At 65.8% G+C, this 25,647-nt stretch carries 17 protein-coding genes; 10 read left to right on the forward strand and 7 right to left on the reverse strand.

Features of this window, described 5'->3' with window-relative positions; genetic code table 11:
- The first annotated feature begins 114 nt into the window (after positions 1-114).
- The 3 genes from Q4F19_RS00410 to Q4F19_RS00420 all read left to right on the forward strand — a co-directional run bounded on the left by Q4F19_RS00410 (position 115) and on the right by Q4F19_RS00420 (position 5,350).
- Positions 115-2,907, forward strand: a complete 2,793-nt coding sequence (locus tag Q4F19_RS00410; protein WP_303539166.1) for a TonB-dependent receptor domain-containing protein — start codon at positions 115-117, stop codon at positions 2,905-2,907.
- Between the two features lie 308 nt (positions 2,908-3,215).
- Complete coding sequence (locus Q4F19_RS00415; RefSeq protein WP_303539167.1) at positions 3,216-4,049, forward strand: IclR family transcriptional regulator; 834 nt, start codon at positions 3,216-3,218, stop codon at positions 4,047-4,049.
- Entirely contained in the window at positions 4,046-5,350 is a 1,305-nt protein-coding gene (locus Q4F19_RS00420) for an MFS transporter (RefSeq protein WP_303539168.1), read from the forward strand. Before Q4F19_RS00415 ends, Q4F19_RS00420 begins: the two co-directional genes overlap by 4 nt.
- Positions 5,351-5,438: 88 nt before the next feature.
- On the opposite strand, the gene Q4F19_RS00425 is transcribed toward Q4F19_RS00420, so the two are convergent.
- From Q4F19_RS00425 to Q4F19_RS00440, 4 genes are all read right to left on the reverse strand, one after another.
- Entirely contained in the window at positions 5,439-5,966 is a 528-nt protein-coding gene (locus tag Q4F19_RS00425; protein ID WP_303539169.1) for a cupin domain-containing protein, read from the reverse strand.
- Positions 5,967-5,974: 8 nt separating this feature from the next.
- A complete protein-coding gene (locus Q4F19_RS00430; protein WP_303539170.1) occupies positions 5,975-6,961 on the reverse strand; it encodes a dihydrodipicolinate synthase family protein in 987 nt (328 codons plus the stop codon).
- A gap of 5 nt (positions 6,962-6,966) precedes the next feature.
- A complete protein-coding gene (locus Q4F19_RS00435; protein ID WP_303539171.1) occupies positions 6,967-8,358 on the reverse strand; it encodes a mandelate racemase/muconate lactonizing enzyme family protein in 1,392 nt (463 codons plus the stop codon).
- A 115-nt stretch (positions 8,359-8,473) separates the two neighbouring features.
- Entirely contained in the window at positions 8,474-9,568 is a 1,095-nt protein-coding gene (locus Q4F19_RS00440) for an aldose epimerase family protein (protein ID WP_303539172.1), read from the reverse strand.
- A gap of 167 nt (positions 9,569-9,735) precedes the next feature.
- On the opposite strand from Q4F19_RS00440, the gene Q4F19_RS00445 reads away from it, so the two are divergent.
- Positions 9,736-11,043 (forward strand): sugar MFS transporter, encoded by a 1,308-nt coding sequence (locus tag Q4F19_RS00445; protein ID WP_303539173.1) that lies wholly within the window; start codon positions 9,736-9,738, stop codon positions 11,041-11,043.
- A gap of 4 nt (positions 11,044-11,047) precedes the next feature.
- Here Q4F19_RS00445 and Q4F19_RS00450 read toward each other — a convergent pair whose 3' ends face one another.
- Positions 11,048-11,818, reverse strand: coding sequence for a FadR/GntR family transcriptional regulator (locus Q4F19_RS00450; protein WP_303539174.1), 771 nt, complete (start codon positions 11,816-11,818; stop codon positions 11,048-11,050).
- 74 nt (positions 11,819-11,892) lie between these two features.
- Here Q4F19_RS00450 and Q4F19_RS00455 point away from each other — a divergent pair, with 74 nt between their 5' ends.
- From Q4F19_RS00455 to Q4F19_RS00470, 4 genes are read left to right on the forward strand one after another with little or no spacing between them, the layout of a single operon-like run.
- Positions 11,893-13,362 carry an aldehyde dehydrogenase (NADP(+)) gene (locus Q4F19_RS00455; protein WP_303539175.1) on the forward strand — a complete coding sequence of 490 codons (1,470 nt, stop codon included), beginning with the start codon at positions 11,893-11,895 and terminating at the stop codon, positions 13,360-13,362.
- Positions 13,363-13,394: 32 nt separating this feature from the next.
- Positions 13,395-14,396, forward strand: a complete 1,002-nt coding sequence (gene araD1 / locus Q4F19_RS00460) for an AraD1 family protein (RefSeq protein WP_303539176.1) — start codon at positions 13,395-13,397, stop codon at positions 14,394-14,396.
- On the forward strand, positions 14,396-15,322 hold the full coding sequence (locus Q4F19_RS00465) for a Gfo/Idh/MocA family protein (RefSeq protein ID WP_303539177.1): 927 nt from the start codon (positions 14,396-14,398) through the stop codon (positions 15,320-15,322). Before araD1 ends, Q4F19_RS00465 begins: the two co-directional genes overlap by 1 nt.
- A 53-nt stretch (positions 15,323-15,375) precedes the next feature.
- A complete protein-coding gene (locus tag Q4F19_RS00470) occupies positions 15,376-16,929 on the forward strand; it encodes an alpha-N-arabinofuranosidase (RefSeq protein ID WP_303539178.1) in 1,554 nt (517 codons plus the stop codon).
- A gap of 78 nt (positions 16,930-17,007) precedes the next feature.
- On the opposite strand, the gene Q4F19_RS00475 is transcribed toward Q4F19_RS00470, so the two are convergent.
- Complete coding sequence (locus tag Q4F19_RS00475) at positions 17,008-17,835, reverse strand: SMP-30/gluconolactonase/LRE family protein (protein ID WP_303539179.1); 828 nt, start codon at positions 17,833-17,835, stop codon at positions 17,008-17,010.
- A gap of 198 nt (positions 17,836-18,033) precedes the next feature.
- Here Q4F19_RS00475 and Q4F19_RS00480 point away from each other — a divergent pair, with 198 nt between their 5' ends.
- Positions 18,034-19,830: an IlvD/Edd family dehydratase gene (locus Q4F19_RS00480; RefSeq protein ID WP_303539180.1), complete on the forward strand. Its 1,797-nt coding sequence runs from the start codon at positions 18,034-18,036 to the stop codon at positions 19,828-19,830.
- 10 nt (positions 19,831-19,840) lie between these two features.
- On the forward strand, positions 19,841-22,282 hold the full coding sequence (locus Q4F19_RS00485) for a beta-galactosidase (protein WP_303539181.1): 2,442 nt from the start codon (positions 19,841-19,843) through the stop codon (positions 22,280-22,282).
- 207 nt (positions 22,283-22,489) lie between these two features.
- Here the strand turns inward: Q4F19_RS00485 and Q4F19_RS00490 are convergent, their stop codons facing one another.
- A complete protein-coding gene (locus tag Q4F19_RS00490) occupies positions 22,490-25,435 on the reverse strand; it encodes a TonB-dependent receptor (RefSeq protein WP_303539182.1) in 2,946 nt (981 codons plus the stop codon).
- Positions 25,436-25,647 lie beyond the last annotated feature (212 nt).

Raw genomic sequence — 25,647 nt, forward strand, 5'->3', positions numbered from 1 at the left:
GTTGTTTGACAGACAAGCGCCGAAAGACCCAAGATTTCGATGCCCGCCGGATCAAGTTCGGCAAGAGCATAAAAGACCGATCAGCCAAAAAGGCGCGGTCACAGAGGAGGATGTATGAAGGGATTCCTTAAGGGGAGCCGGCTGCCTGCCGCGCTTCTGTTGGGCGCCGGGCTCAACGCAATGCTTTTCGCCGATCCGGTTTTCGCGCAGGCCGCCCCGACGCCGCCGCCCGCAAGCCCCGCAGATGCCAGCGCTTCCACCGTGCCCGCCGGTACGCTGCCATCCTCGACGGGTCCGTCGGAGGCCGACGTTTCCGAGATCGTGGTTACCGGCTCCAGCATCCGCGGCGTGCCGCCGACGGGTTCGCAGCTGATCCAGCTGAGCGCGGATTCGGTGGTCAATACCGGCGCCACGACGACGCAAGAGTTGCTGTCGAACGTGCCCCAGCTCGGCGCGTTCAACACCACGCCCCGGCCGGACCAGCGATCCAACGGCATCATCTCGACCGCGCCGAACATCCGCGGCATCGGCCAGGCGCAGACGCTCGTGCTGATCAACGGTCATCGGCTCGTCGGCGTCGGCCAGCTTCAGAACATTCCCGATCCCTCGATCGTGCCGCCGTCCGCTATCCAGCGGGTCGAGATCGTCGCCGACGGCGCGTCTTCGGTGTACGGATCGGACGGCATCGCCGGCGTCGTCAACGTCATCACGCGCCGCGATTATCAGGGCATCGAAGGCACGTTTCGCACCGGCTTCGGCAAGGACGGCTACCGGACGCTCAACGCCAATGCCGTGACCGGCGCCAAATGGGGCACGGGCGGCGTGATGGTCTCGGGCGAATATACCAAGAACAGCCGCATCGAAGCCCGCGACAAGAATTACCTGACGCAGAATTTCCTCGCTCAGGGCGGCCGCGACAATCGCGTGATCGGCAATGCCTGCACGCCTGCCACCTATCGCTACAACACCGCGGCGGGCGCCCCCACCGGCGACTTCATCCAGCCGGCCACGGGCGCGATCAATCCGCGCTGCGACAATTTCTCCGACGGCGACATCTATCCCAAGCAGGAGCGGCTGAGCTTCTTCGGATCGGGCCATCAGGACGTGACCAATGGCATCGAGCTGTTCGGCGACGCCTTCTATTCGCGCACCACCTCCGACGCGAAGCGCCCCGAGGGCTCGCTCTACGCGAACGGCGTCGTCACCCGGCAGAGCCCGTTCTTCCCGGCCGGGGTGCCGGCGTCGGTTCCCTCGGTGACGGTCTATTACAACGTGAACCGCGTGACCGGCATTCCCGAGCGCGACAGCCAGGAAGTGGAGGTCTATGGCGGAACGGTCGGCACGAACATCAAGCTGCCGCATGACTTCAATTGGACGACCTACGTCACCGGATCGCGCAGCCAGACCGATCTGCACGAGGGCAGCTTCAGTTCGATCGCCAACGCCGCCTTTATCAACGCGCCGACCGCCGCGACGGCGATCGATCCGTTCGGCAATGGCACGAGCTCGCAGACGGCCATCACGCTCGCCGACTGGGAGCAGCGCTACTTCTCCAAGCAGTATATCTGGGAGATCAACTCCAAGATCGACGGCAAGCTGTTCACCTTGCCCGGCGGCGACGTCAAGGTCGCGCTCGGCGGCGTCTATCGCCAGGAATATTATGACGGCCTGTTCCTGAATGGCCGGATCGGCTTCCGCGAAGGCGTCGGCGCGCAGAGCGGGCTCCGCAAGGTCTATTCGGGCTTCGGGGAGTTGTTCGTGCCGATCTTCGGCGCGGACAATGCGACCGGCATCTTCCAGCGGCTCGATCTCTCGCTGTCGGGACGCTACGACAAATATAACGATTTCGGCAGCACGACGAACCCGAAGATCGGCGTCAATTGGTCGCCCGTCGGCGGGCTGACCTTCCGCGGCAGCTACAGCACGTCGTTCCATGCTCCGGCATTGCCCGATTTGTTCGGACCCGACACGCGCGCCGGCTATCTGGCGAACGGACTGTTGCCACCGGGCATGCCGGTCGGCTCCGTGCCGGGCGGCATCTTCATCGCGGGCGGCAATCCCAATCTCGATGCCGAGAAATCCAAGAGCTATTCGCTCGGCGCCGATTTCCAGCCAGAGGCCATCCGCGGCCTGCGGGCAAGCCTCACTTACTACAATATCAAGTTCAAGGGCCGCGTGGCCTTCCCGAACTCGGCCTTCTTCTACGTCGATCCGGCCTTCAATCCCTATTTCGTCAGCAACATCGTCTGCGCGAGCGGGACCTATCCGACCGGCACGAACTGCGTATCGCGGCCGATCGACAAGAATACCGTGTTCAACCTGATCAAGGATATTCCCCGTCAGGGCTTCCCCGCGACAGTCAACAGCGCCGCCGATCTGCCCGATATCTACAGTGTCACGATCCTGCGTCGCGCCAACCTCGCGCAGATCAACACGGACGGTCTCGATTTCGATATCGGCTACGAATTCGATACCGGCATCGGCAGGATCGGGACGCAGATCCAGGGCAATTATGTCCTGAATTACAATCAGAGCGGTGCGCCGGGCTCCGCCTTCGTCGATCAGTTCAATTTCGGGCAGCAGCGCCTGAAGGTTCGCGGCCAGACCTCGCTCAAGTCCGGTCCCGTCGTCGCGGTCGGCACCGTCAACTTCACGGGGAAGTATAAGAACCAGTTCAATCTCGCGAGTGGAGCGCTCGCGATCGACAAGATCGACTCCTACACCACGGTAGATCTGCACTTCGGCTATCAATTCGACGGCGAGGGGCTGATGAAGGGCAGCGAGATCGATCTCGATGTCAGCAACCTGTTCGACCAGGAGCCGCCGTTCATGCGATCGGCGTTCGGCTACGGGATCGGCGACGTGGTCGGCCGTGTCATCAGCGTGGCGGTCCGCAAGAAGTTCTAACACGTTTTCCCGATCGCCACAGGATGGCGATCCCTGAGGGTCAGGCTTCCTATCGCGGAAGCCTGACCTTTTTTTGTGTCTGTGTCAGGCGATGCTGGACAGGTCCTGAACCAAAGGGCAGTATTGTCATACAATAGAAATCGGCGGCTGACATGTTCAGCTACCGGATTCGCTGCCGCTCGCCGCCTCTCAGTTCGTGAGAGAATTGGCCTGCCGGCGTCGGCGTCGTGCATGGGCTTGCCGATGCAATCCGCCGTAAAAAGGCGAAGTGAAGGGCCGAAAAGAGCCCGCAAACGGAGGAGAGAGAGATGGGAACTCCGAAGAACCAGTCGGTCATGAAGGCCTTTGTCCTGTTGCGGGCGTTTCGCCGGCCGGACGAATGGTTGACCAGCTCCGAGCTTTCGCGTCGCGCGAAGATGCCCGAGGCGTCCGGCTATCGGATGATGCAGACATTGGAGGGGATTGGCGCGGTCGTTCGCGATGCGCGCGGGCGTTACCGTCCGGGCATGCTTCTGCTCGAATTGTCCAACAGCATCGACGCGCAGGATCTGTGGCGGACCGCGGCCCAGTCGATCCTCGAGAGCTGGTCGCAGCGTCTCGACGTCACCGTCCAGATCGGCGTCTACGAAGAGGGCATGGTCACCTATGTCGCGCGCGCCGGACGGCCGCGCGGCAGTTTCCTGCTCGCGCAGGGCATGCAGTTCGAGGCCTATTGTACCGCGCTCGGCAAGATCCTGCTCGCCGAACTGCCCGAGGACGATCTCAAGGCCTTTTTCGAAGAGGGCGAGCTCGTCGCCTTCACCCCCCAGACGATCACCCGCGAGGATCGCCTGCGCGCGGAGTTACAGGAAATCCGGTTGCTCGGCTTCGCGCTCGACGATCGCGAGACGCTGGAGGATGTGCGCTGCATCGCCGCGCCGGTGCGCAACCCGGCGGGCCGGGTGGTGGCGGCGATCTCCTTCTGCGACGAGGCGGATCGTCTGAGCGAAGCTAGGCGCCAGGAGATGACGGACAATCTGCTCGAGGCGGCTGCGGAGGTCGGGCGTCGCATCTATCCGTGGTGCGATACGCCGCCGGCGAGGCTGTCGGGCATATCGGGCAAAGAGCCCACCGCGATGGCTCATGCAGGCGTGGCCTTGTGATCTCAGATCTGCGGGCCGGCATTGCCGAGAAAAGCGGGCGGCTGCGCTGGACGGTCGTCACCTGGGCGTTCGTGATCAGCGCGGTTTCCTACCTTGATCGCAACAATATCTCGATCGCGGGGTCGTCCATCAAGGAGGCCTTCGCGCTGAGCGATCGACAACTCGGCCTCGTCTTTTCCGCCTTCGCGCTCGGCTATGCGCTGAGCCAGCCCTTTGCCGGGCGGATCGCGGACCGGTTCGGCGCCTATCGCTGCGTCGCCGCGGCGATCGTGTGGTGGGGGGTCTTCACCGCGCTGACTGCGATGCTGCCGCCGGGCCTGCCGTTCGCGCTGACGCTGCTGATCGTCGTGCGGCTGCTGCTGGGCGTAGGCGAGGCGGTGATCTTCCCGGCGACCAACCGGCTCGTCAGCAGTTGGGTGCCGAAGTCCGAACGTGGCCTCGCCAATGGCTTCATCTTCGCCGGCGTGGGCATCGGCGGCGGTATCGCTCCGCCGCTCATCACCGCGATCGTCGTCAATTTCGGCTGGCAATGGGCCTTCTATGCGAGTGCGATCATCGGCGTCGTCGTCGGCATCGGCTGGCTGTTCGCGGTGCGCGATACGCCTCACGAGCATCCGGCGATCTCGCCGCAGGAGCTGGCCTATATCGAGGCGCATGTGGCGCCACGGTCGAAGGGCGAGGGCGGCGCGGACTGGCGCACGGTCGTCAAGGACAAGCAGGTGCTGCTGCTAACGACGAGCTATTTCTGCTTCGGCTATGTCGCCTACATCTTCTTCTCCTGGTTCTTTATCTATCTGTCGAAGGTCCGCGGGCTGGATCTGAAATCGAGCGCGCTGCTCGCTACACTCCCTTTCCTGGCGATGACGATCTTCTCGACGCTCGGCGGATCGGTTTCCGACAGGATGGCTGCAAGGCACGGGGACCGGATCGGGCGTTGCCGGATCGCGGCGGGCGCGATGATCCTGGCGAGCCTGTTCGTGATGGGCGCAACCGCCGTGTCGAGCGCGCAGCTCGCGAGCATCGTCCTCGCCGGCGGGGCGGGCTCGCTCTACTTCGCGCAGAGTGCGTATTGGACGCTCAGTGCCAATATCGGCGGCAAATCGAGCGGCGTGCTGTCCGGCGTGATGAACATGGGCGCGCAACTGGGAGGGGTGGTTACCGCCTCGACGATGCCGATCGTGGCCGAGTCCTTCGGCTGGACGGCGTCGTTCCTCGTCGCGGGCGGGATCGCGATGGTGGGCGGGCTGCTGTGGCTGCTGATCGATCCGCAGCATGAACTGAGCGAAGCCGAGGCAGGCTGAGCGAACCGGGCTCCTGCGCAAGGCAGGAACCCGCATTTCGTATTTGCGCGGGATCGTTCCTGCAACGCCGCCGTCTATCCGGCCGACTTCAAGGCTTGGCGGGTGCGTCCCCGCGCGGAATATGCATCGAGATCAGGACGAGTTCGCCGTCCGGCGCAGGAAATTGGTGCGCCGTCTCGGCGGGCACGAAGAAGACGTCGCCGGGGGCGACCTTGATCGTCTGGCCGCCGGTGATGCTGGTGCCGGAGACGTTGCCGTTCTTGCCCGGCTTCGGATCGGCGATCTGGCCGCCCATCAGCAGCGTGCCTGTGCCGCGCACGACGTAGAAAAGCTCGATGTCGGCATGCGTCGCCGCGGTCCAGCCGCCGCGGCGGATCTCGATGAAACTCGTATAGGTGCCGAACTGGTGAATCGGCTGGACGATCACGGGCTGGCCCGGCTTCATCTCGCCTTCGGCATGCTTGATGATCGCCGCGATCTCGGCCGAGGTCGCGTAGCTCGCGAGCCCGGTCGGCTGGATGGGCAGCGACAGCGTGTAAGGCTGCTGCGCCACAGCGGAGCCTGCCAGTGCCACCGCGCCAATAGCGGCGAGGACGCGCAGACGGTGACCGGTCATATGCTTCCTCACGCGCGCAGATAGGGGCGGAGATAGGTGTCCATCACGCGCTTGATCTCCTCCACCGAACGCGCGGGCAGATAGCGCCCCGCCGACGAGCCCATCGCCATCGGCCCCATGCGCAGCGTCGTGCCGGGCGTGAAGATGCCACGCGCGATCATCGCCTCGATCGAGCTTTGCGAGAACATCGTGTTGGCCGCCTGGATCGCGCCGAAGATCTGGAAAGCCTTGGCCTTGTCGCCCGCCTGCCACGCTTCCCACGCCGCTTGGTAGACGTCCGTGAGCGTCATGAAGGGGCAGGCGCCGATGAAGCCGCGATCCATTTCGGTGACCAGGAAATTGGCGCCGCGCCCGGAGAAGTCCGCGACCTCGCCCTTGGTGCGCTTCAGCAATTCCTGGACGCGCTCCAGCGGCTCGCCGGATTCGTCCTTCACGTAGCGCATCGTCGGGATCGTCTCGTACATCCTGACGAGCAGATCGACGCTCATCTTGCCGACCGCCTGCACGAACAAAGGCAGGTGGCTCATCTTGCCGACCTGCTGATAATAATCGAGCAGCGCCGCCTCGTCAGTGATCTTCTCGGGCGGAATGCAGATCACGGCCGCGGCGCCGATCTTGGCGGCATGCGTCGCGTAACGCTTTACCGCCGCCGTGTCGGGGCTCTGGATGCCGATCACCACCGCCGTCTCGCCGCCCTTGGCTGCGCCGACGAGCGCTTCCGCGCCCTGCAGCCGTTCGGCCTCGGTCAATACGGTCCAGCCGCTGGCGATCTGCGGCCAGGCTATGCCCGGCACGCGCGCGCGGCGCAGGAAGGTCACCTGGCCCGCGAGCTGGGCGAAATCGATCTTGTCGGCGGCGTCGACCGGCGTCGCGCCGATCGGGAAGAGGCCGCGGAAGCGCTTGTCCGCAGGCGCCGCCTGCAGCAGCGCGCCGGGCGCGGCGAAGGCCGCGGCGCCAAGCGCCAGCCCCTGCAGCAGCAGGCGCCGGGTGGGCATGTGGATCACCGCAGAATCTGCTTGGTCGCGCGATCGAAGGCGGCGCGGTCGATCGGCACGCCAAGACCCGGCGCGGTCGGCGCGTGGATATAGCCGTCCTTATCGGGGCGATACTTGATCGGCATGTAAGGGTGATCGACCAGTTCGGCCGGGTAGGGCACTTCGAACCACGAGGCGTTGGGTAGCGCCAGCTCGAGGTGAAAGTGCACCGCCAGATCCATCGGGTTGCCCCAATTGTGCGGCGTGCATTCGAGGCCGAAGGCATCCGCAAGCAGGCCAACGCGCATCGATCCGCTGATGCCACCCGTATTGTCCGCGATCAGGCGGACGACGTCGAGCGCGCCCTTGGCGATATATTCGGCGAAGTCCGCGATCGAATAGATGAACTCGCCGACGTGGATCGGTAGGTTCGCATAGCGGCAAAGCTCGATCAGGCCTTCCTGATCGTCGGTGCGCAGCGGATCCTCGAACCAGGCGAAGTCGAGATCATCAAGCGCGCGGGCGACCTTCATCGCCTCGTAGCGATTGTACATCATCACCGGATCGTGGGCGAGGATATACTCGTCGCCGACCGCCGCGCGGATCTGCTTCGCTTCCTCGATATGGCCGAGATAGGCGGGCACGTCCGCGCCCTTGCGATGCGCGCCGGTGCCGGGGTGGATCTTATAGGCGCGGAAGCCCTGGCTCTTGGCCTTCAATGCCTCGGGCGCATAATCCTCGATCGAGGGGTGATGCGTCGAGCTGGCATAAGCGATCAGCTTGGTCTTCTGCGCGCCGACGCCGCCATGCAGGATCTGGTAGATCGGGCGGTTCACCGCCTTGCCCATGATGTCCCACAGGCAGATGTCGGCGGCCGCGCGGTACCAGTTCGGCCAGGCGCCGCCGCCGCGCAGGACGAGACCGCTGCCCTGGAGGGCGGGCGTGACGAACGCGGATTCATCGCCGACGCCGCCGCGCTTCCCGAAGGTCTGCGCGCCCGTGTAGCGGCCATTCTCCTTGGGATCGCCCATCTGCCCGTTGAAGCCGTAGGTGCTCTTCAGCCCGGACGTGGAGGCCAATGCTGGCAGCAGATCCACCACGCTCTTGCCGACGAGCGTCGCCTTCGCCCAATCGACCCAGCCTTGCCCCGGCGTGCGATTGCGGTTGCCGAGCGTATAGAGGCCTTCGATCCCGCTGTTGGTGATGATCGAGACGATCTCGCCATTCTCACCGTTCAGGCTTTTATAGCCGGCGATGTCGGTGACGTAGCAGCGCACCTCCTTGACCGTGAGATCGGGCAGGTCGCCTGCCTTGACGCCCACGGTCTGCGCGGCGGCCGCTCCGGGATTGGCCAGTGCCGCCATTCCGGCCGTGGCGAGCGCCGCCGACGAGCCCAGAATTTCGCGACGGGATGCCATGGCTTTCATGCGATCTCGGCCCTCTTCCAGTTATCTGTTTTTCCGTGATCAGACCTTGGCCGACGCTCAGGACCGGCGCAAAGTCGGTCTCTCACAGCGTGAGAGACGGTCGCGCTCAGCGCCCCGCGGTCGACAGCTTGAAGATCAGGACGTGGCGATAGGGTTTGCCCGGATCGACGCGCGCCGAGACGAAGGCAGGCTTGTTGGGCGCGTCCGGGAATTTCTGCGGCTCCAGCGCGATGCCGTCGCCCATCCGGTAGAGATGGCCGCTTTTGCCGACATAGGTGCCGTCGAGGAAGTTGCCCGTGTAGAACTGGACGCCCGGCTCGGTGGTCAGCACCTCCAGCACGCGGCCCGATTGCGGATCCTCCAGCCGCGCGGCGAGACCGGGTTCGGCGGTGAGGCCCTTGTCGAGCGCGAAATTGTGGTCGTAGCCCTGGCCGAAGCGCATCTGCTCGTCGCGCCCGTCGCGGATGCCATCGGCCACGACGCGCGGTTTGCGGAAGTCGAAGACGGTGCCCGCGACCGGCCGCAGTTCGCCCGTCGGGATCAGCTTGGCGTCGACCGGCGTGTAGGCGGCGGCGGGGATCGTCAGGCGGTGCCCGGTCGCGCCGCCAGGCGAGCCTTCGCCGGCGAGATCGAAGATGGCGTGGCTGGTCATGTTGACGACGGTCGGCTTGTCGGTCGTGGCCGCATAAGCGATCGTCAGCGCATTCTGCTCGTCGAGCGAATAGGTGACCGTCACGTCGAGCTTGCCGGGATAGCCGGCATCGCCATCGGGACTGGTCAGCGCGAGCACGAGCTTCGCGACCGGGCCGCTCGTGGCCGAGACGATGCGCCAAACCTTCTTGTCGAAGCCGTTGCCGCCGCCGTGCAGCGAGTTGGTCTTGTCGTTGAGCGGGAGCGAATAGCTCTTGCCGTCAAGTGTGAAGCGGCCGCCGGCAATGCGATTGGCGTAGCGGCCGACGGTGACTCCGAAGAAATTGGGCTTGCTCTCGTAGGTCGCCGCATCGTCATAGCCGAGCACGATGTCGGCGATCTTGCCGTCGCGGTCGGGCGACTTCAGCGCCTGCAGCGTCGCGCCATAAGAGAGGATGCGCGCGGAGACGCCCTTGCCGTTCGAGAGCGTGACGGCCTCGATCGCGGTGCCGTCCTTGAGCGTTCCGGCAGCCTCGCGATGCACTTCGGCGGCGGTGGCGGGGGCGGCCATCAGCAGCGCTGCGGCCAGGCATGTGGACGGACCACGGGCAATTCCTCGCATAACCTCTCCAGGGCGGATGGCGTTGACGCATCCGTCGCCGCTTTCTAGTCCGACAAAATAGCGAAGGACAAGCGTGCGCGCCAAGGCGGGCGACGAATCAAGCGAGGAGTGGATCGATGCCCGCACCAGTGAATGCCGCCGCGGTGAGCCGCGCGGATCCCTCCGGCCCGAAGGTCAGCACGCGCGCCTCGCTGAGCCTGCTCGCGAGCCTCTTCTTCATGTGGGGTTTCATCACGGTCATCAACAACACGCTGCTGCCGCATCTGCGCAGCGTGTTCGATCTCAGCTACACGCAGACGACGCTGATCGAGAGCGTATGGTTCATCGCGTACTTCTTCGCATCGATCCCGTCGGCCAAGCTGATCGAGCGGATCGGTTACCAGAAGTCGTTGGTGACCGGGCTCGGCATCATGGCGCTCGGCGCGCTTGGCATGGTCCTCGCAGCATCGATCCCGTCCTACGGGGTGACTTTGGTGATGCTGTTCGTGATCGCGAGCGGGATCACTTTGCTGCAGGTCGCGGCCAACCCCTATGTCGCGGTGATCGGATCGCCCGAGACCGCCTCGTCGCGGCTCAATCTGGTGCAGGCGATGAACTCGGCGGGGACGATGCTGGCGCCCGCATTCGGCGCCTATCTGATCCTCGGCCGCTCGGTCAGCGGCACCGCTACGGCAGACCGCGTGCTGACGCCCGCCGAGCGGCTCGCCGACGCGCATTCGGTGGTGCTGCCCTATCTGCTCGTGGCCATCGTGCTGCTCGTCCTGGCGGCGGTGATCGCACGCTTCCCGCTGCCCGCGATCGGCCAGAATGCGACCAGCCGCGTCGACAAGGAGGCGCGCAAGAGCCTATCGCTGTGGGAGCATCGCGCGCTCGTGCTCGGCATCCCGACGATGGTCGCCTATCTGCTCGCCGAGATCGGCGTGGCCAACCTGTTCGTCAATTTCGTCAGCCAGCCGCACATCGCCAATCTCACGCACGAGAAGGCCGGTCAGTATCTCACGCTGCTGTGGGGCGGGATGATGGTCGGCCGGTTCGTCGGCTCGGCGATCATGCAGAAGTTCCGGGCGGAGGATGTGCTGGCGGTGTTCGCCGCGGGTGCGCTGATCGTGATGCTGACGGTGCTGTTCACGAGCGGGCATGTCGCGATGTGGGCGCTGATCCTCGTCGGGCTGTTCCATTCGATCATGTTCCCGACGATCTTCACTCTCGCGATCCGCGGGCTTGGGCCGCTGACCGAAGAGGGGTCGGGCTTGATGATCATGGCGATTGCGGGCGGCGCGCTCGTGTTCGTGCAAGGGCTTCTCGCCGACCGCTTCGGCCTGCAGGCATCGTTCGCGCTGACGGCGGTATGCGAGGTCGTGACGCTGGCTTATGCGCTGTGGGGCGCGAAGCCCTCGGCCATCCAGGCCGATCGGGCCGTCTGACGCCTCAGGCCATCGCGCTGCGCGTATCCTCAAGCGCCAGCGCGACGAGGGCGCGCATCGCCTCCGCCGCAGCCTCGGGCTCGCCGGCGGCAATGGCGTCGTAGACGCGGACATGATCGGGAATCGCGTTGCGCGGCAGCGGCTCGCCGCGCTGCTTGAATATCGTCGTCCAGCTCACCGCCGCACCGATGCTCGCGCTCAACGCGACGAGCGCGTCGTTACGCGTGGCCTGCAGGATCGCGTCGTGAAAGTCGCGATCCGCGGCACGGCCGGCTTCGGTGGCGAGGCTGTGCTGGCGCATCCCCGTCAGCGCATCGCGCAGCGCCTTCAGGTCCGTCCGATCGCGGCGCTCGGCCGCGAGGCGCGCGGCGGCGGGCTCGATGATAGAACGCAGCTCGAACAGGTTGCGTACGAAATCCATGTGCGGCCGGCCGGAAAAGGCCCAGGCCAGCACCTCGGGATCGAGCAGGTTCCAGCGGTTGCGGGGCAGCACGCGCGTACCCGCCTTCGGCTTGCTTTCGACGAGCCCCTTGGCGACCAACACCTGAATCGCCTCGCGATAGGCGGTGCGCGACACGTCGAGGCTTTCGGAAAAGGCGACCTCGCCCTCCAGCCGCTCGCCCGGCGCATATTCGCCGCCGAGGATCGCCCGGCCAAGCTTGTTGGCGATCGCGCCGTGCAGCCGGCGGCCGGTCCCGCGCCGGACACGCCCGATCGCGACCGGGCCGGTACCGCCATCCGCTTCCTTCTCGATATCGTCGGCGCTGGGCTCCATCAGATGAGCATCAGTGCATCAGTCGGGGGCGTCCGGCAATTGCCACCCGTCGCGCTCTCGAATATGTCTGAGTAATGAGCTCAGATCCCACAGAAGTCGAAACCGCCTGCCTCGCCGCCGAGGCCGCCTTCGATACGTATCGCGCCACCGACCGCGAGGCGCGCGCCGTTTTCCTCGAACGCATCGGCGAGGAGATTGCCGCGATCGGCGCGGACCTGATCACCACCGCATCGCGCGAAAGCGGGCTGCCGACGGCGCGACTCGAAGGCGAGCGGGGGCGGACGATCGGCCAGCTCAAGATGTTCGCGGGCTACGTTCGCGCCGGCTATTGGATGGGCGTGCGGATCGATCCCGCGCTGCCGGAGCGCGCGCCGTTGCCGCGACCCGATCTGCGCCTGCGGATGATCCCGCTCGGCCCGGTCGCGGTGTTCGGCGCGTCGAACTTCCCGCTCGCTTTCTCGACCGCGGGGGGCGACACCGCCTCCGCGCTCGCGGCGGGCTGCCCGGTGGTGGTGAAGGCGCATCCGGCGCATCCCGAGACGGGTGAACTGGTCGCAGCTGCGATCCGCCGCGCGGTTGCCGCCTGCGGTCTGCCGGAGGGCGTGTTCGGCCATGTGACGGGTCCGGGCAACGAGATAGGCGCGGCACTGGTCCAGGATCCGCGCATCGCCGCGGTGGGCTTCACCGGATCGCGCGGCGGCGGGCTCGCGCTTGCGAAGCTCGTGCAGGCGCGGCCCGTGCCGATCCCGATCTACGCCGAGATGTCGAGCATCAACCCCGTGCTGCTGATGCCGGCCGCGCTCGCGGCACGCGGCGCGGCGCTGGGAACGGCCTTCGCGCAATCGGTGACGATGGGCGTCGGGCAGTTCTGCACCAACCCCGGTTTGCTGCTTGGTATCGAAGGCGATGGCCTGACGGCGTTCGAAGAGGCGGCGACCGCAGCGCTGACGCAGGCTGCGGCCGGCAAGATGCTGACGGGCGGAATCCACGACGCTTATGAGAATGGCGCGAACGCGCTGGCCGGTCATAATCGTGTCGAGACGCTCGCGCGCGGGCTGGTCGGCGAGGGCGATGCGCGTGGGCAGGCAGCGTTCTTTGCGACGAGCGCCGAGGCGTTTCTCGAAGATCCCGCGCTCGGGCACGAAGTGTTCGGCCCGTCGTCGATCCTCGTCCGCTGCAAGGACGAGGCGACGCTGATGTCGGTCATCGCCGCGGCCGAAGGGCAGCTGACTGCGACTTTGCAGATGGACCCTGAGGACGAAGCGCTGGCCTCCAGGGTGCTGCCGCTGCTCGAGCGCAAGGCGGGACGCATCCTCGTTAATGGCTGGCCGACGGGCGTCGAGGTGACGCACGCGATGGTGCATGGCGGGCCGTTTCCGGCGACTTCGGACGCGCGGACGACGTCGGTCGGCAGTCTCGCGATCGACCGCTTCCTGCGGCCGGTGAGCTATCAGAATCTGAGCGCTGCCTTGCTCCCGCCGGAGTTGCGGGACGATGCGCCGAACGTGCCCAAGCTGCTCGACGGGGTCGCGTCGCTCGGCTGAGCGCATATCGAATAATCGGAAAGGGAGACCGGATGAGCCTCAGGCTGCTGCAGCATCGCGACGATAATGGCCAACGAACCGTGATCGCCGCGCAAGGGGATCGCGCGACGATCGTGCCCAATGTCGCCAGCGTGCGCGAACTGGCGCTGCGCGCGATCGGCGAGGGCGTGAGCCTGGCCGAGGCGGTCGCAGCGGCGGGCGAGGGGGCCGAGGTCGATCTCGCCGCCGAATATGCGGCGGGCCGGCTGATCGCGCCGATCGATCATTCCGATGCCGCGCATCTGATTCTGACCGGAACTGGCCTCACCCATCTCGGCTCGGCCGAGGGGCGCGACAAGATGCACAAGGCGGCGGCCGCGGCCGAAACGCAGACCGACAGCATGCGGATGTTCCTGGAAGGGCTCGAGGGCGGCAAGCCCGGCGCGGGCGCGATCGGCCAGCAGCCCGAATGGTTCTACAAGGGCGACGGGCAGCAGCTTGTCGATCCCGGCAAGCCGCTGACCATGCCGAGCTTCGCCAAGGATGGCGGCGAGGAGCCCGAGCTGGCGGGCGTCTATATCGTCGGCGACGATGGGACGCCGTATCGGATCGGCCTGTGCCTCGGCAACGAGTTCAGCGATCATGTGACCGAGCGGCACAATTATCTGTGGCTCGCCCACTCCAAGCTGCGCCAGGCGTCGATCGGGCCCGAGCTGCTGGTCGGCGACGCGCCGAGCGACGTACGCGGCGCGAGCCGGATCACGCGCGACGGCGCGGTGATCTGGGAAAAGCCGTTCCTCTCGGGCGAGGACAATATGTCGCACAGCCTGGCCAATCTCGAGCATCACCATTTCAAATATGATCTGTTCCGCCGGCCGGGCGACCTGCACGTCCACTTCTTCGGCACCGCGACCCTCTCGTTCAGCGACGGCATCAAGACCGAGCCGGGTGACGTGTTCGAGATCGAGGCCGCGCCCTTCACGCTGCCGCTGCGCAACCCGCTGGCGCGCGCCGAGGGCGATGCGACGCTCCCGTCGGTCGTGAAGGCGCTCTGATGACGGGACCGATCCGCGTCGCGATCGTCGGCATGGGCAAGATCGCCCATGACCAGCATGTCCCTGCCATCGCCAACAATGAGGCGTTCGAACTGGCCGCGACGGTCAGTTCGCGCGGCGAGGCGACCGGCGGCGTGCCGCTGTTCCGCACGCTCGGCGAGTTGCTCGCCGACGGGCCGGAGATCGATGCGGTCGCGCTCTGCACACCGCCGCAGGTTCGCTACGCGCTCGCGCAGGAAGCGATCGCGGCCGGCAAGCATGTCTTCCTCGAGAAGCCGCCCGGGGCGACGCTCGCCGAAGTGGCGGTGCTCGACGAATATGCCGCCAAGGCCGGCGTTACGCTCTTCGCGAGCTGGCATTCGCGCTACGCCGCCGGCGTCGGCCACGCGCGAGCGTGGCTGGCCGGGCGCGCCATCCAAAGCGTTTCGATCGTCTGGCGCGAGGACGTGCGTGTCTGGCATCCGGGGCAGGCGTGGATATGGGAGCCGGGCGGGCTCGGCGTGTTCGATCCCGGCATCAACGCGCTCTCCATCGCGACGCATATCCTGCCGCCCTTCTTCCTCGAGGAAGGGACGTTGTTCCTGCCGGCGAACCGCGCCGCGCCGATCGCGGCCCTGCTCAACTTTCGCGACGCGCACGGCACCCCGATCGCGATGGATCTCGACTGGCGCCAGACCGGCCCGCAGACATGGGACATCACGGTCGAGACCGACGCCGGCCAGCTCCGGCTCGCCAAGGGCGGCAACGAGCTCTTCCTGCCCGCGGGCGAGCATAAGAGCGACGACCACGAATATCCCGGCCTTTACGCGCGCTTCGCCGATCTGGTGCGCAGCGGCACGAGCGATGTCGATATCGCGCCGCTGCGGCATGTCGCGGACGCGTTCCTGCGGGGGCGGCGCGAGCTGGTCGAAGACTTTCACGACTGACGACAATAGCGCCGGCCGATCGGCCGGACGCAAAAGGAGGGGGAGAACAGCCGATGATCCGTACGTTACGACACGCGACACTGGCGCTGATGCTGACGACGACGCCGGTCGCGGCGATGGCGCAGGAGGCCTTGACCGCGACCGCCACGATCAAGGGCGATACGCCGGGCCCGATCTACGACCGGCACATCTTCACGCAATTCGCCGAGCATCTCGGCACGGGCATCTATGGCGGCCTGTGGGTGGGCAAGAACAGCAAGATCCCCAACACGCGCGGCTTCCGCAACGATGTCGTCCAGGCGCTGCGCGATCTGAGCGTGCCGACGATCCGCTGGCCGGGCGGCTGCTTCGCCGACGAATATCACTGGCGGGAGGGCATCGGCCCGCAGGCCAAGCGCAAGGTGAAGATCAATACGCATTGGGGCGGCGTCACCGAGCCCAACACGGTCGGCACGCACGAGTTTATGGACCTGCTCGATCAGGTCGGCGCCGAGGCCTATATCTCAGGCAATGTCGGCGACGGCACGCCCACCGAGATGGCGGAGTGGGTCGAATATATGACCTCGCCTTCGGGCACGCTCGCGGAGGAGCGCGCGAAGAACGGCCACAAGGCGCCGTGGAAGGTGCCCTATTTCGGCATCGGCAACGAACTGTGGGGCTGCGGCGGCAATATGCGCGCCGAATATGCGGCGGACGAAACACGCCGCTTCGCGACCTTCGTGAAGGTGCCCTACGGCGAGAAGATCACCAAGATCGCCTCGGGCGCGAACAGCGAGGATTATAACTGGACCGAAGTGATGATGCAGCAGGCGACCAAGGCGGTCGGCGGCCTGTCGCTCCATTATTATACGGTGCCCAAAGGCTTCGAAAAGCGCTCGGTCTCGGTCGGTTTCGACGAGACGCTTTGGGCCGAGACGATGTCGCGCACCTGGAAGATGGAGGAGCTTCTCACGAAGCACGGCGCGATCATGGACAAATATGATCCCGAGAAGCGCGTGTTTCTCGCCGTCGACGAGTGGGGGACCTGGTATGAGGAGGATGCGGGCACGCATCGCGGGTTCCTGCGCCAGCAGAACACGCTGCGCGATGCACTGGTGGCCGGCATCAACCTTAACATCTTCGCCAAGCATGCCGATCGCGTCCGCATGACGGCGATCGCGCAGATGATCGACGTGCTGCAGGCGATGATCCTGACCGACGGCGCGAAGATGGTGAAGACGCCGACCTATTACGTCTTCCAGATGTACAAGCCGTACATGGACGCGACGGTGCTGCCGATCGATCTGAAGTCGCCCTGGTACGGCAAGGATCAGTGGGTCGTGCCCGCGGTCAGCGCCTCGGCGGTGAAGGACAAGGCCGGGCAGGTGCATGTCGGCCTGACGAACGCCGATCCGAACCGGCCGGTGACGGTGACCGTCAGCCTGACCGGCGTCGCCGGCACCGCGGTGTCGGGCAAGGTGATCACCGCGAACGCGATGGATGCGCTCAACAGCTTCGCGCAGCCTTCGACCGTGGTGCCGACCGCCTTCACCGGCGCGCGGCTGGACGGCGGCACGCTGACCGTGACGCTGCCCGCCAAATCGGTGGTGATGCTCGATCTGAAGTAGAACGACGAGGGGGTCAGCGCGAAACGGCATTCGCTGCTGGCCCGCTTCGAGACGTCCGGGACGGAGGCCGTACCTCCTTTAGCGCGGGCTCACTGCCCGTCCCGAAAGTCGCCCGGGCACATCGACCGGAAAGGCGAACAGGCCGCCCGCCAGCGGCTGATCGGCCAGCGCGGCGTCGTCCATATTGTCGCGTGCGGTCGTCGCGTAGGCGGTCTTGAGGTCGGGCCCGCCGAAGGCGATCTTGGTGACGTTCGCGCAGGGAAAGCGAACCGTCTCCACAAGCTTGCCGTCCGGCGCATAACGCCGCGCCGACCAGCCGCCCCACAGGCCGACCCAAAGGTGATCCTCGCTGTCGAGGACGACGCCGTCTGGCGTGCCGTCGGCCGGATCGATCGTCGCGAAGAGAACGCCGTCGATGAGCGTGTCGCGCTCACCGATGTCGAAGCGCCAGATCTGCCCAGCGAGCGTATCGACGTGATAGAGGAGGCGGCCGTCGGCGGTGACGGCAGGACCGTTTGTGATCGCGCATTCGCCGCCGACCGTCGTGAGCTTTCCGCCTGCGAACAGATGGACCGCGCCGGTCGCCAGCGTGCAGCCGAAGTCCATCGAGCCGAACCAGATGCGGCCGGCGGGATCCACCGTGCCGTCGTTCAGCCGATTGCCCGCGCGCATCTCGACCCGGGCGGTTTCGCCCGTCACGCGTTCGCCATCGAAGCGTTCGAGCGCGTGGCCGCGTCCCAGCACGAAGCCGCCCGCGGCGTCGAGCAGCAGGAACCCCGGATAGCCGCCGACCTCGATCGTGCGCTGCGTGTTCGTCTCCGGCTCGAGCGAATGGAGCCTGCCGGAAAGGATGTCGCCGAACCAGAGCGTGCCGCTTCGATCGTCCCAGAGAGGGCCTTCGCCCAAGGTGGCGCCTACGGGCCATACGCACTGCACTTCCGTTCCTCCCGATCAGTCCGACAATTATCCGACAAGTCCGCTCGGCTTGGCAAGCGTCGGCTGGCGCGGTTGCAAAACGCACTGACGGTTGGGCCCGCGCGACCGGATTGCGCTCGGCGCCATAAAACTTATAAATACTCCTACATAATGGAATCGGGACGGGTAATGGGCGAGGGAAGACGGTCTGGGTTGCGGTCGCGCGCGTGGTTCGACAATCCGGACAATATCGACATGACCGCGCTCTACGTGGAGCGGTATCTCAATTTCGGGTTGAGCCTGGAGGAGCTGCGATCGGACAAGCCGATCATCGGCATCGCTCAGACGGGCAGCGACCTCAGCCCCTGCAACCGCCACCATCTGGTGCTGGCCGAGCGCATGCGCGAGGGCATTCGCGAGGCCGGCGGCATCGCCATGGAATTTCCCGTCCATCCCATCCAGGAGACGGGCAAGCGGCCGACCGCGGGACTCGACCGCAATCTCGCCTATCTCGGCCTGGTCGAGGCGCTTTACGGTTATCCGCTCGATGGCGTGATCCTGACCACCGGTTGCGACAAGACGACGCCTGCGCTGCTGATGGCTGCCGCGACGGTGAATCTGCCGGCGATCGCGCTCTCGGTCGGGCCGATGCTCAATGGCTGGTTCAAGGGCGAGCGGACCGGATCGGGGACGATCGTCTGGCATGCGCGCCAGCTGCTCGCCGCGGGCAAGATCGACGACGAAGGCTTCATCCGCCTCGTCGCGAGTTCGGCGCCGTCGACCGGCTTCTGCAATACGATGGGCACCGCCTCGACGATGAACAGCCTGGCCGAGGCGCTGGGGATGATGCTGCCGGGCACTGCGGCGATCCCGGCGCCGTATCGCGATCGCCAGGAGGCTGCATACAAGACCGGCCTGCGCATCGTGGACATGGTGCGCGAGGATCTGAAGCCGTCCGACATCATGACGCGCGAAGCCTTCCATAACGCGATCGTCGTCAATTCGGCGATCGGCGGCTCGACCAATGCGCCGATCCATCTGGCCGCGATCGCGCGCCACATCGGCGTCGAGCTGGCGCTCAAGGAATGGGAGACGGTCGGCCACAAAGTGCCGCTGCTCGTCAATCTGCAACCTGCCGGTGAATATCTGGGCGAGGATTATTATCGCGCCGGATCGGTTCCGGCCGTCGTCTCGCAGCTGATCGAGCAGGGCCTGATCCGCGAAGGCGCGATGACCGTCAACGGCAAGACGATCGGCGACAATTGCCGCGGCGTCGAGATCGAAGACGAGCGCGTCATCCGCCCGTTCGCCACGCCTCTGATGAAAGATGCGGGCTTCGTCGTGTTCACGGGCAATCTGTTCGATGCCGCGATCATGAAGACGAGCGTCATCAGCCCGGAATTCCGCGCGCGTTATCTCTCCAATCCGGACGATCCCGACGCGTTCGAAGGCCCCGCGGTCGTGTTCGACGGACCTGAGGATTATCACCACCGGATCGACGATCCGTCGCTCGGCATCACGCCCGCCACCTTGATGTTCATGCGCGGGGCGGGGCCGATCGGCTATCCCGGTGCCGCCGAAGTCGTGAACATGCGGCCGCCCTCCTATCTGATCACCGAGGGGATCACCGCGCTGCCGTGCATCGGCGACGGGCGCCAGTCTGGGACGAGCGGAAGTCCGTCGATCCTGAACGCCAGTCCCGAGGCAGCGGCGATGGGTGGCCTGGCGCTGCTGCGCACCGGGGATCGGGTACGGATCGATCTCAATGTCGGGACGGTCGACGTCCTCATTCCCGACGAGGAACTGGCCGAGCGCCGGCGCGTGCTGACCGAAGCAGGCGGCTTCGCTTATCCGGCGTCGCAGACGCCGTGGCAGGAGATTCAGCGTTCCGTCGTCGGCCAGATGAATACCGGCGCGATCCTGGAAGGCGCCGAGAAATATCAGCGCATCGCCCAGACGATGGGACTGCCGCGCGACAATCATTGAGGGTTACGGAATGAAGAAGCGTGCGATCCGCCATGGCGTGGCCATGGTGCTGGTGTTGGCGCTTTCTTCTTCTCCGGCCGCCGCGGAACTGGTGACCGTCGATGCGACGAAGGCGGCGCTGCCGCCTCGGAGCGCGCATCTCCATATGGGCGCGGGGGCGGGGCCGCACGGCACGATCGGCGTCAACAATCGCTATCTGACGCGCGACCGCCGGCCCTGGCTCCCGGTCATGGGCGAGTTTCACTTCAGCCGCTTTCCGGCCTCGGGCTGGGAAGACGAAATCCTGAAGATGAAGGCGGCGGGCGTCTCGATCATTGCCACCTACGTGATCTGGAACCAGATCGAGCGCGAGCCCGGGCAGCTCGACTGGACGGGCGATCGCGACATACGTCGCTTCGCCGAACTGTGCGCCAAGCATGACATGCTGCTGTTCGTCCGGCCCGGGCCGTGGGCGCATGCCGAGACGCGCTTCGGCGGGATCCCGGATTGGGTCGTGTCGACGACGCGGCCACGCAGCAACGATCCGGCCTATCTCGCCGAGGTGGAGCGCTTCTGGCGCGGTCTGGCCGAGCAGTTGAAGGGCGAGCTGTGGAAGGACGGTGGCCCGATCGTCGGACTGCAGATCGAAAACGAGTATAATCTCGACGGAGAGAGCCGGGGACGCGCGCATATCGCGACGCTGAAGGCGCTCGCGGTGCGGCTCGGCTTCGACGTGCCGCTCTATACGGTCACCGGCTGGGATCAGACGATCTATCCCAAGGGAGAGGTCGTGCCCGTGCAGGGCGGCTATCCGGACGAGCCCTGGTCGGCAAAGCTGGTGAAGCTGCCGCCGAAAGAGAATTACCTGTTCCGCTTCCACAGCCGCGTGAGCGGGGATCTAGGGGCGCAGACGCGCGCGGCGCGGGGGCGGGGCGATGCGGACGACGATGTCGACGATACGCCGTTCCTGGGGGCCGAATATGGCGGTGGAGTGCCGGTCATGTATCGGCGCAGACCCCTCCTGAGCCCCGCGGATGTCGGCGCGGCGGTCACCACGCAGGTGGGATCGGGCGTCAATCTGCTCGGCTATTACATGTTCCACGGCGGCGCGAACCCGCTGGCGCATGGCCGCTCGCTGGAGGAGACGCAGCGATCGGGCGGCTATAATGACGTGCCGGCGATCGGCTATGATTTCCAGGCGCCGATCGGGCAATATGGCGAGGTGAATGCGGTGAGCGGCGCGATCCGCCCGCTCCATTATCTGCTGGAAAGCTATGGCGACCGGCTCGCGACGATGATCCCGCACGAGCCGGCGGTGCAGCCGTCCGGCCCGGCCGATATGTCGACCTTGCGCTGGTCGGTGCGCAGCGACGGCGATGCGGGCTTCCTGTTCGTCAACAATCATGTCCGCCAATATGCGATGGCGCCGCATGGCGACGTGCGCTTCGACGTCCGCCTCCCGAGTGGGAAAGTGCGGATCCCATCGACGGGCGTCACGATCGCGGACGGCGCGAGCTTCGTGTGGCCGGTCAATCTCGACTTGGACGGCGTACGGCTCGTCTGGGCGACCGCGCAGCCGGTGACGCGGCTCCGCGACGAGGAGGGGGCGATCCACGTCCTCCTCGCGACGCAGCCGGGGGCGGTGGAGCTGGCGTTCGCAGCCGCCGGGATCCGATCGGTCTCCGTGCCGACGAAGGCGGACGCGGCCGGGCGGCTGCTGGCGCAGGTGTTGCCCTCGACCGACCGCTTGATCACGATCGAGAAGCTCGACAGCACCAAGGTACGCATCCTGCTCCTCGATGCGGGCTCGGCGAAGCGGATCTGGGTGGGGGATGTCGGCGGGACGCGCCGGCTGGTGCTGACAGACGCGGATCTGTTCTTCTCGGGCAAGGCGCTCGTGCTGCGCCAGCGGGGCGAGCCGCATTTTCGTTTCTCGACCTGGCCGCTCGCGAGCGACGTCTCGGCGAATGCGGAGATCACGCGACGGGGCACGGCGATGGAAGCGAGCGTCGCCGGGCCGCCCGCCGGCTCGATCGCGATCACATCGACGCGCGCGCCCGGCGAGGCACCGCCGATTGAGATCGGTGGGCCGGCCAAGGCGGCGATGCAGCCGCTGCCGGAGTCGCATCGCGCCGATGCGGTCTGGTCGTTCATCGTCCCGCAGAGTGCGCTACGCGATGTCGAGGATGCCTATCTCGAAATCGACTATCGCGGCGATATCGGGCGGGTGAGCGACGGCACGACGATGCTGGACGACGCCTTCTGGGACGGCCGGGTATGGCGGATCGGGCTGAAGCGCTTCGCGGCGAGGCTGGGGCACCCCTGGTCGATCGCGATCATGCCGCTACGCGCGGATGCGCCAATCTATCTGGACGAGCGCGCTCGAGCGCTCTTGCCCAAGGCGGCGCAGGTCGCCGAGCTGCGTTCGATACGTCTGGTGCCGGAATATGAGCTGCGAGTGACGCTGCGTTAGCATCGATCCTCCCTGGCTCTGCCGGGGAGGGGGATCGCCGGCGCAGCCGGTAGTGGAAGGGAAAATCTGCGCTGCTTCCGCCGTTTACACGGCTGCCCCTCCGCCGTCCTGCGGACGGTCCCCCTCCCCATCTGCGATGGAGAAGATCACAAAAAAGGGGAGGCAGGTTGCCCTGCCTCCCCCCTTGGGATCACCTGTTACGGTCGATTACAGCTGGACGGTGACACCGAGCGTGATCGTTCGGCCGATGCGCGTCTGGAACAGCGTGTCCTTGCGATTGCTGTCGATATAGATGCGGTTCTGCTCGTCGGTGAGGTTCGAGCCCTCGATCAGCACCTTGACGTTCTCGGTGATGTTGTACGAGGCCGAGGCATCGACATAGATCGTGCTGTCGTTGACCTGAACGTCGCTACCCGGCGAAGCAGGCACGCCGCGCAGGAACGGATCGCGATAGTTGATCGTGCCGCGAAGGCTGAACTTCTTGTCCTCGTAATAAGCCGTGCCCGACGCCGTATTCTTGGACAGGCCGAGCAGTGCCGCTTCCGTCGTCGCCGTCACGGCGCCGTTGGACGTTGCCGTGATGTAGCTGATCTTCGAGGTCACGCGCGTGTAGTTCGCAAGGACGCCGAAATTCTTGAGGAAGGGCGAGGCGAGGAAGGTGAACGGCACCTGCGCGTTGACCTCGACGCCGTTCAGCTTGCCACCCGGGGTGTTGGACGGTGCGCTGACGGTGAACAGCTCGTTCGCGCCGGTGTTCGACCCGGCCAGCAGAGCCTCCGGCAGGCCGAGCGTGTTGAACGGCACGACCTGCGGGACCGTCTGGATGAAGGTGCTGATGTTCTTGTGGAAATACGCGACCGACAGCAGCGAGCCCGGGCGGAAATACCACTCGGCCGCCGCGTCGAACGTCTTGGCGCTGATCGGCTTCAGGTTCGGGTTCTGCACGCTCGCCGTGCGGGTGACGGCGTTGATCGTGCTGCTCGGCGTCAGAGCGGCGAGCTCGGGACGCGCGATGACCTTGGACGCCGAGAAGCGCAGCAGCAGGCTCCGCATCGGCTCGAACACGATGTTCGCCGACGGCAGCCAGTTATCATAAGTGCGGTTGGCCGAGGTGAACACGCCGGTCACGCCGGTTGGCGAGCTGGCGAGAGCGACCGGGTTGAACGCGCTCGAGAACTGGTAGGTGTGGACGAAGCGCACGCCGAAATCGCCGCGGACACCGATCGGCAGACGATCCTGAAGATCGAACGTGCCCATGAGGTAGCCGCTCGTCTCTTCTTCCAGGACCTGCGACAGGCCGGTGCCGCACGAGACGCCGCAGGTGCGGGCCTGATCGAGCGAATAGGCGCTGATCAGCTTCTCGGGATCGAGCGACGCCCAGCTGGCCGGTGCGCTATGACCCCACAGATCGTTGACGCCATCGATCTGCATCGAGAGGCTCGACAGGGTCACGCCGGCCGGCAGGTTCTTGGTCGTGATGTCGGCGGTGTAGTAGCCGGTCGAGAGCGAGGTGAAGTCCGCGCGGCGGAACTGGCCGCCGGCCTTCACGGTGAAGATGTCGAACGCCTTCCAGTTCAGATTGACCTCGCCGGTCATGCCCTTGGTCTGGTTGTAGCGGGGCGCGCCCTGGAAGCCGAAGCCGCCGAGGACGGTGCCGTCCGCCAGACCCGCGGCATAATTGAAGTTGGTCGGGTTCGAGACATCGAAGCCGAAGCCGAGATCCGGCGTGCTGTTGCCGTTATAGTTGAACGTGAACGGCTTATCGATCGCGTCCATATAATATTGGAAACGCTGCTTCGTCTGCAGGCGCGACTTGTTGACGCCGACGAGCGCGGTCATTTCGAGCTTGTCGGTGAAGTCATGCTTGAAGTTGAAATTGGCCTGCTTGAAGGTCGAGACGAAATTGTCGACCAGACCTTCCGAACGGACGTCGACACCCGTGTAGCTCGCGTCCTGGACCGAGCCGAGGCTGTTGAGCGTGAGCGACTGGATGGCGGTGTCCGGCATGCCGTTGTTCGATGCCGAGCGACCGAACGAGATCGCCTCGATGTAATTGTCGCGGCGCACGACGTGGAAGCGCGAGTAGAGCAGATCGATCGACATGTCGGTCTGGTCGTCGGGCTGGAACTGCAGCGTGGCGGTGCCGCCGATGCGCGTCTGCTTCTGCTCGGAATTCAGATAGCGCGGAATGCGCGGGAAGAAGGCGCCGCTGCCTGGCGTGTTGGGCGCATCGGCGCGACGCGCGGCGAGAACGGCGTTATAGGCTGCAAGCGCGGTGGCGCCGCTGGCGCGGGGATCGCCCGGATAGCAGAGCGTGGCGGTCGCGCCCTTCGAGCCGATCGCCGGAACGGCGGTTGCGGCACCGACCGGCGAGCAGAAGCCGCCATTGGTGTTGGACGACAGGATATCGACGGCCGAATAGCCGACCTCGCGGATGTTGCGCTCCTGATAAGCGAGCGAACCGAGGATGCCCCAGCGACCATCGCCGAACTTCTTCGAGACGAGCAGCGAGCCGCGCGGATTCACGTCCTTGGAGACGGTGTTGTACAGGCCCTTGGCGGTCGCGCTGACCACGAAGTCCTTCTTCTGCGCGAGCGGCTTGGGTGCGGTCAGATCGACGGTCGCGCCGAGCGAGCCTTCCTCGACATCGGCCGACGGCGTCTTGCGCACGGACAGGCCGTTGAAGATTTCGGTCGGGAAGACGTTGAAATCGAAAGAGCGGCCGTTGTTCTGCGCGCCATAGATGTCGGAGGCGCCGGCCTGGGCGGTGCCTTCCATGCCGTTGATGCGGACGCGGGTGAAGCCGGCGCCGAGACCACGGACCGAGATGTTCTTGCCTTCGCCGCCGTCGCCGCGCGCGAGCGCGACGCCCGGGATGCGCTGCATCGACTCTGCGAGGTTGGAGTCGGGGAACTTGCCGAGATCCTCGGCGACGATGCTGTCGATCGCTGCGGTCTCGGTGCGCTTCTGGCTGAGCGCGCTATCGAGCGAGGCGCGGAAGCCGCTGACGACGATTTCCTGGGCGTCCGTCGCAGCAGGGGCAGCGGGCGCTGCGGCGTCTGCGGGCGCGGCGGCAGGAGCGACCGTCTGCGAGAAGGCAGGCGCGGCGACGACGAGCGTCGCGATCAGCGCAAGCGCCGAAGAACCGCGCAAACGAACGGAATTGGACGAAATCGGGATCATGCCAGTCATGCCTCGCCTGTGGGAATGAGAACGGACACCTAAAGTCGGCGTCTCATATAGTGGAACTACGGTTCAGTTTATAAGCAGGGCCGAAACCGAGCGCCAGTGCATTAATCCGATATATGCGATCAAATGCTTGTTTCCGGCGTGTTTCCGGTCACGCGTTGCAGCTTTGCATCATG

Source organism: Sphingomonas natans (assembly GCF_030546695.1).
Taxonomy (GTDB): Bacteria; Pseudomonadota; Alphaproteobacteria; order Sphingomonadales; family Sphingomonadaceae; genus Sphingomonas_I; species Sphingomonas_I natans.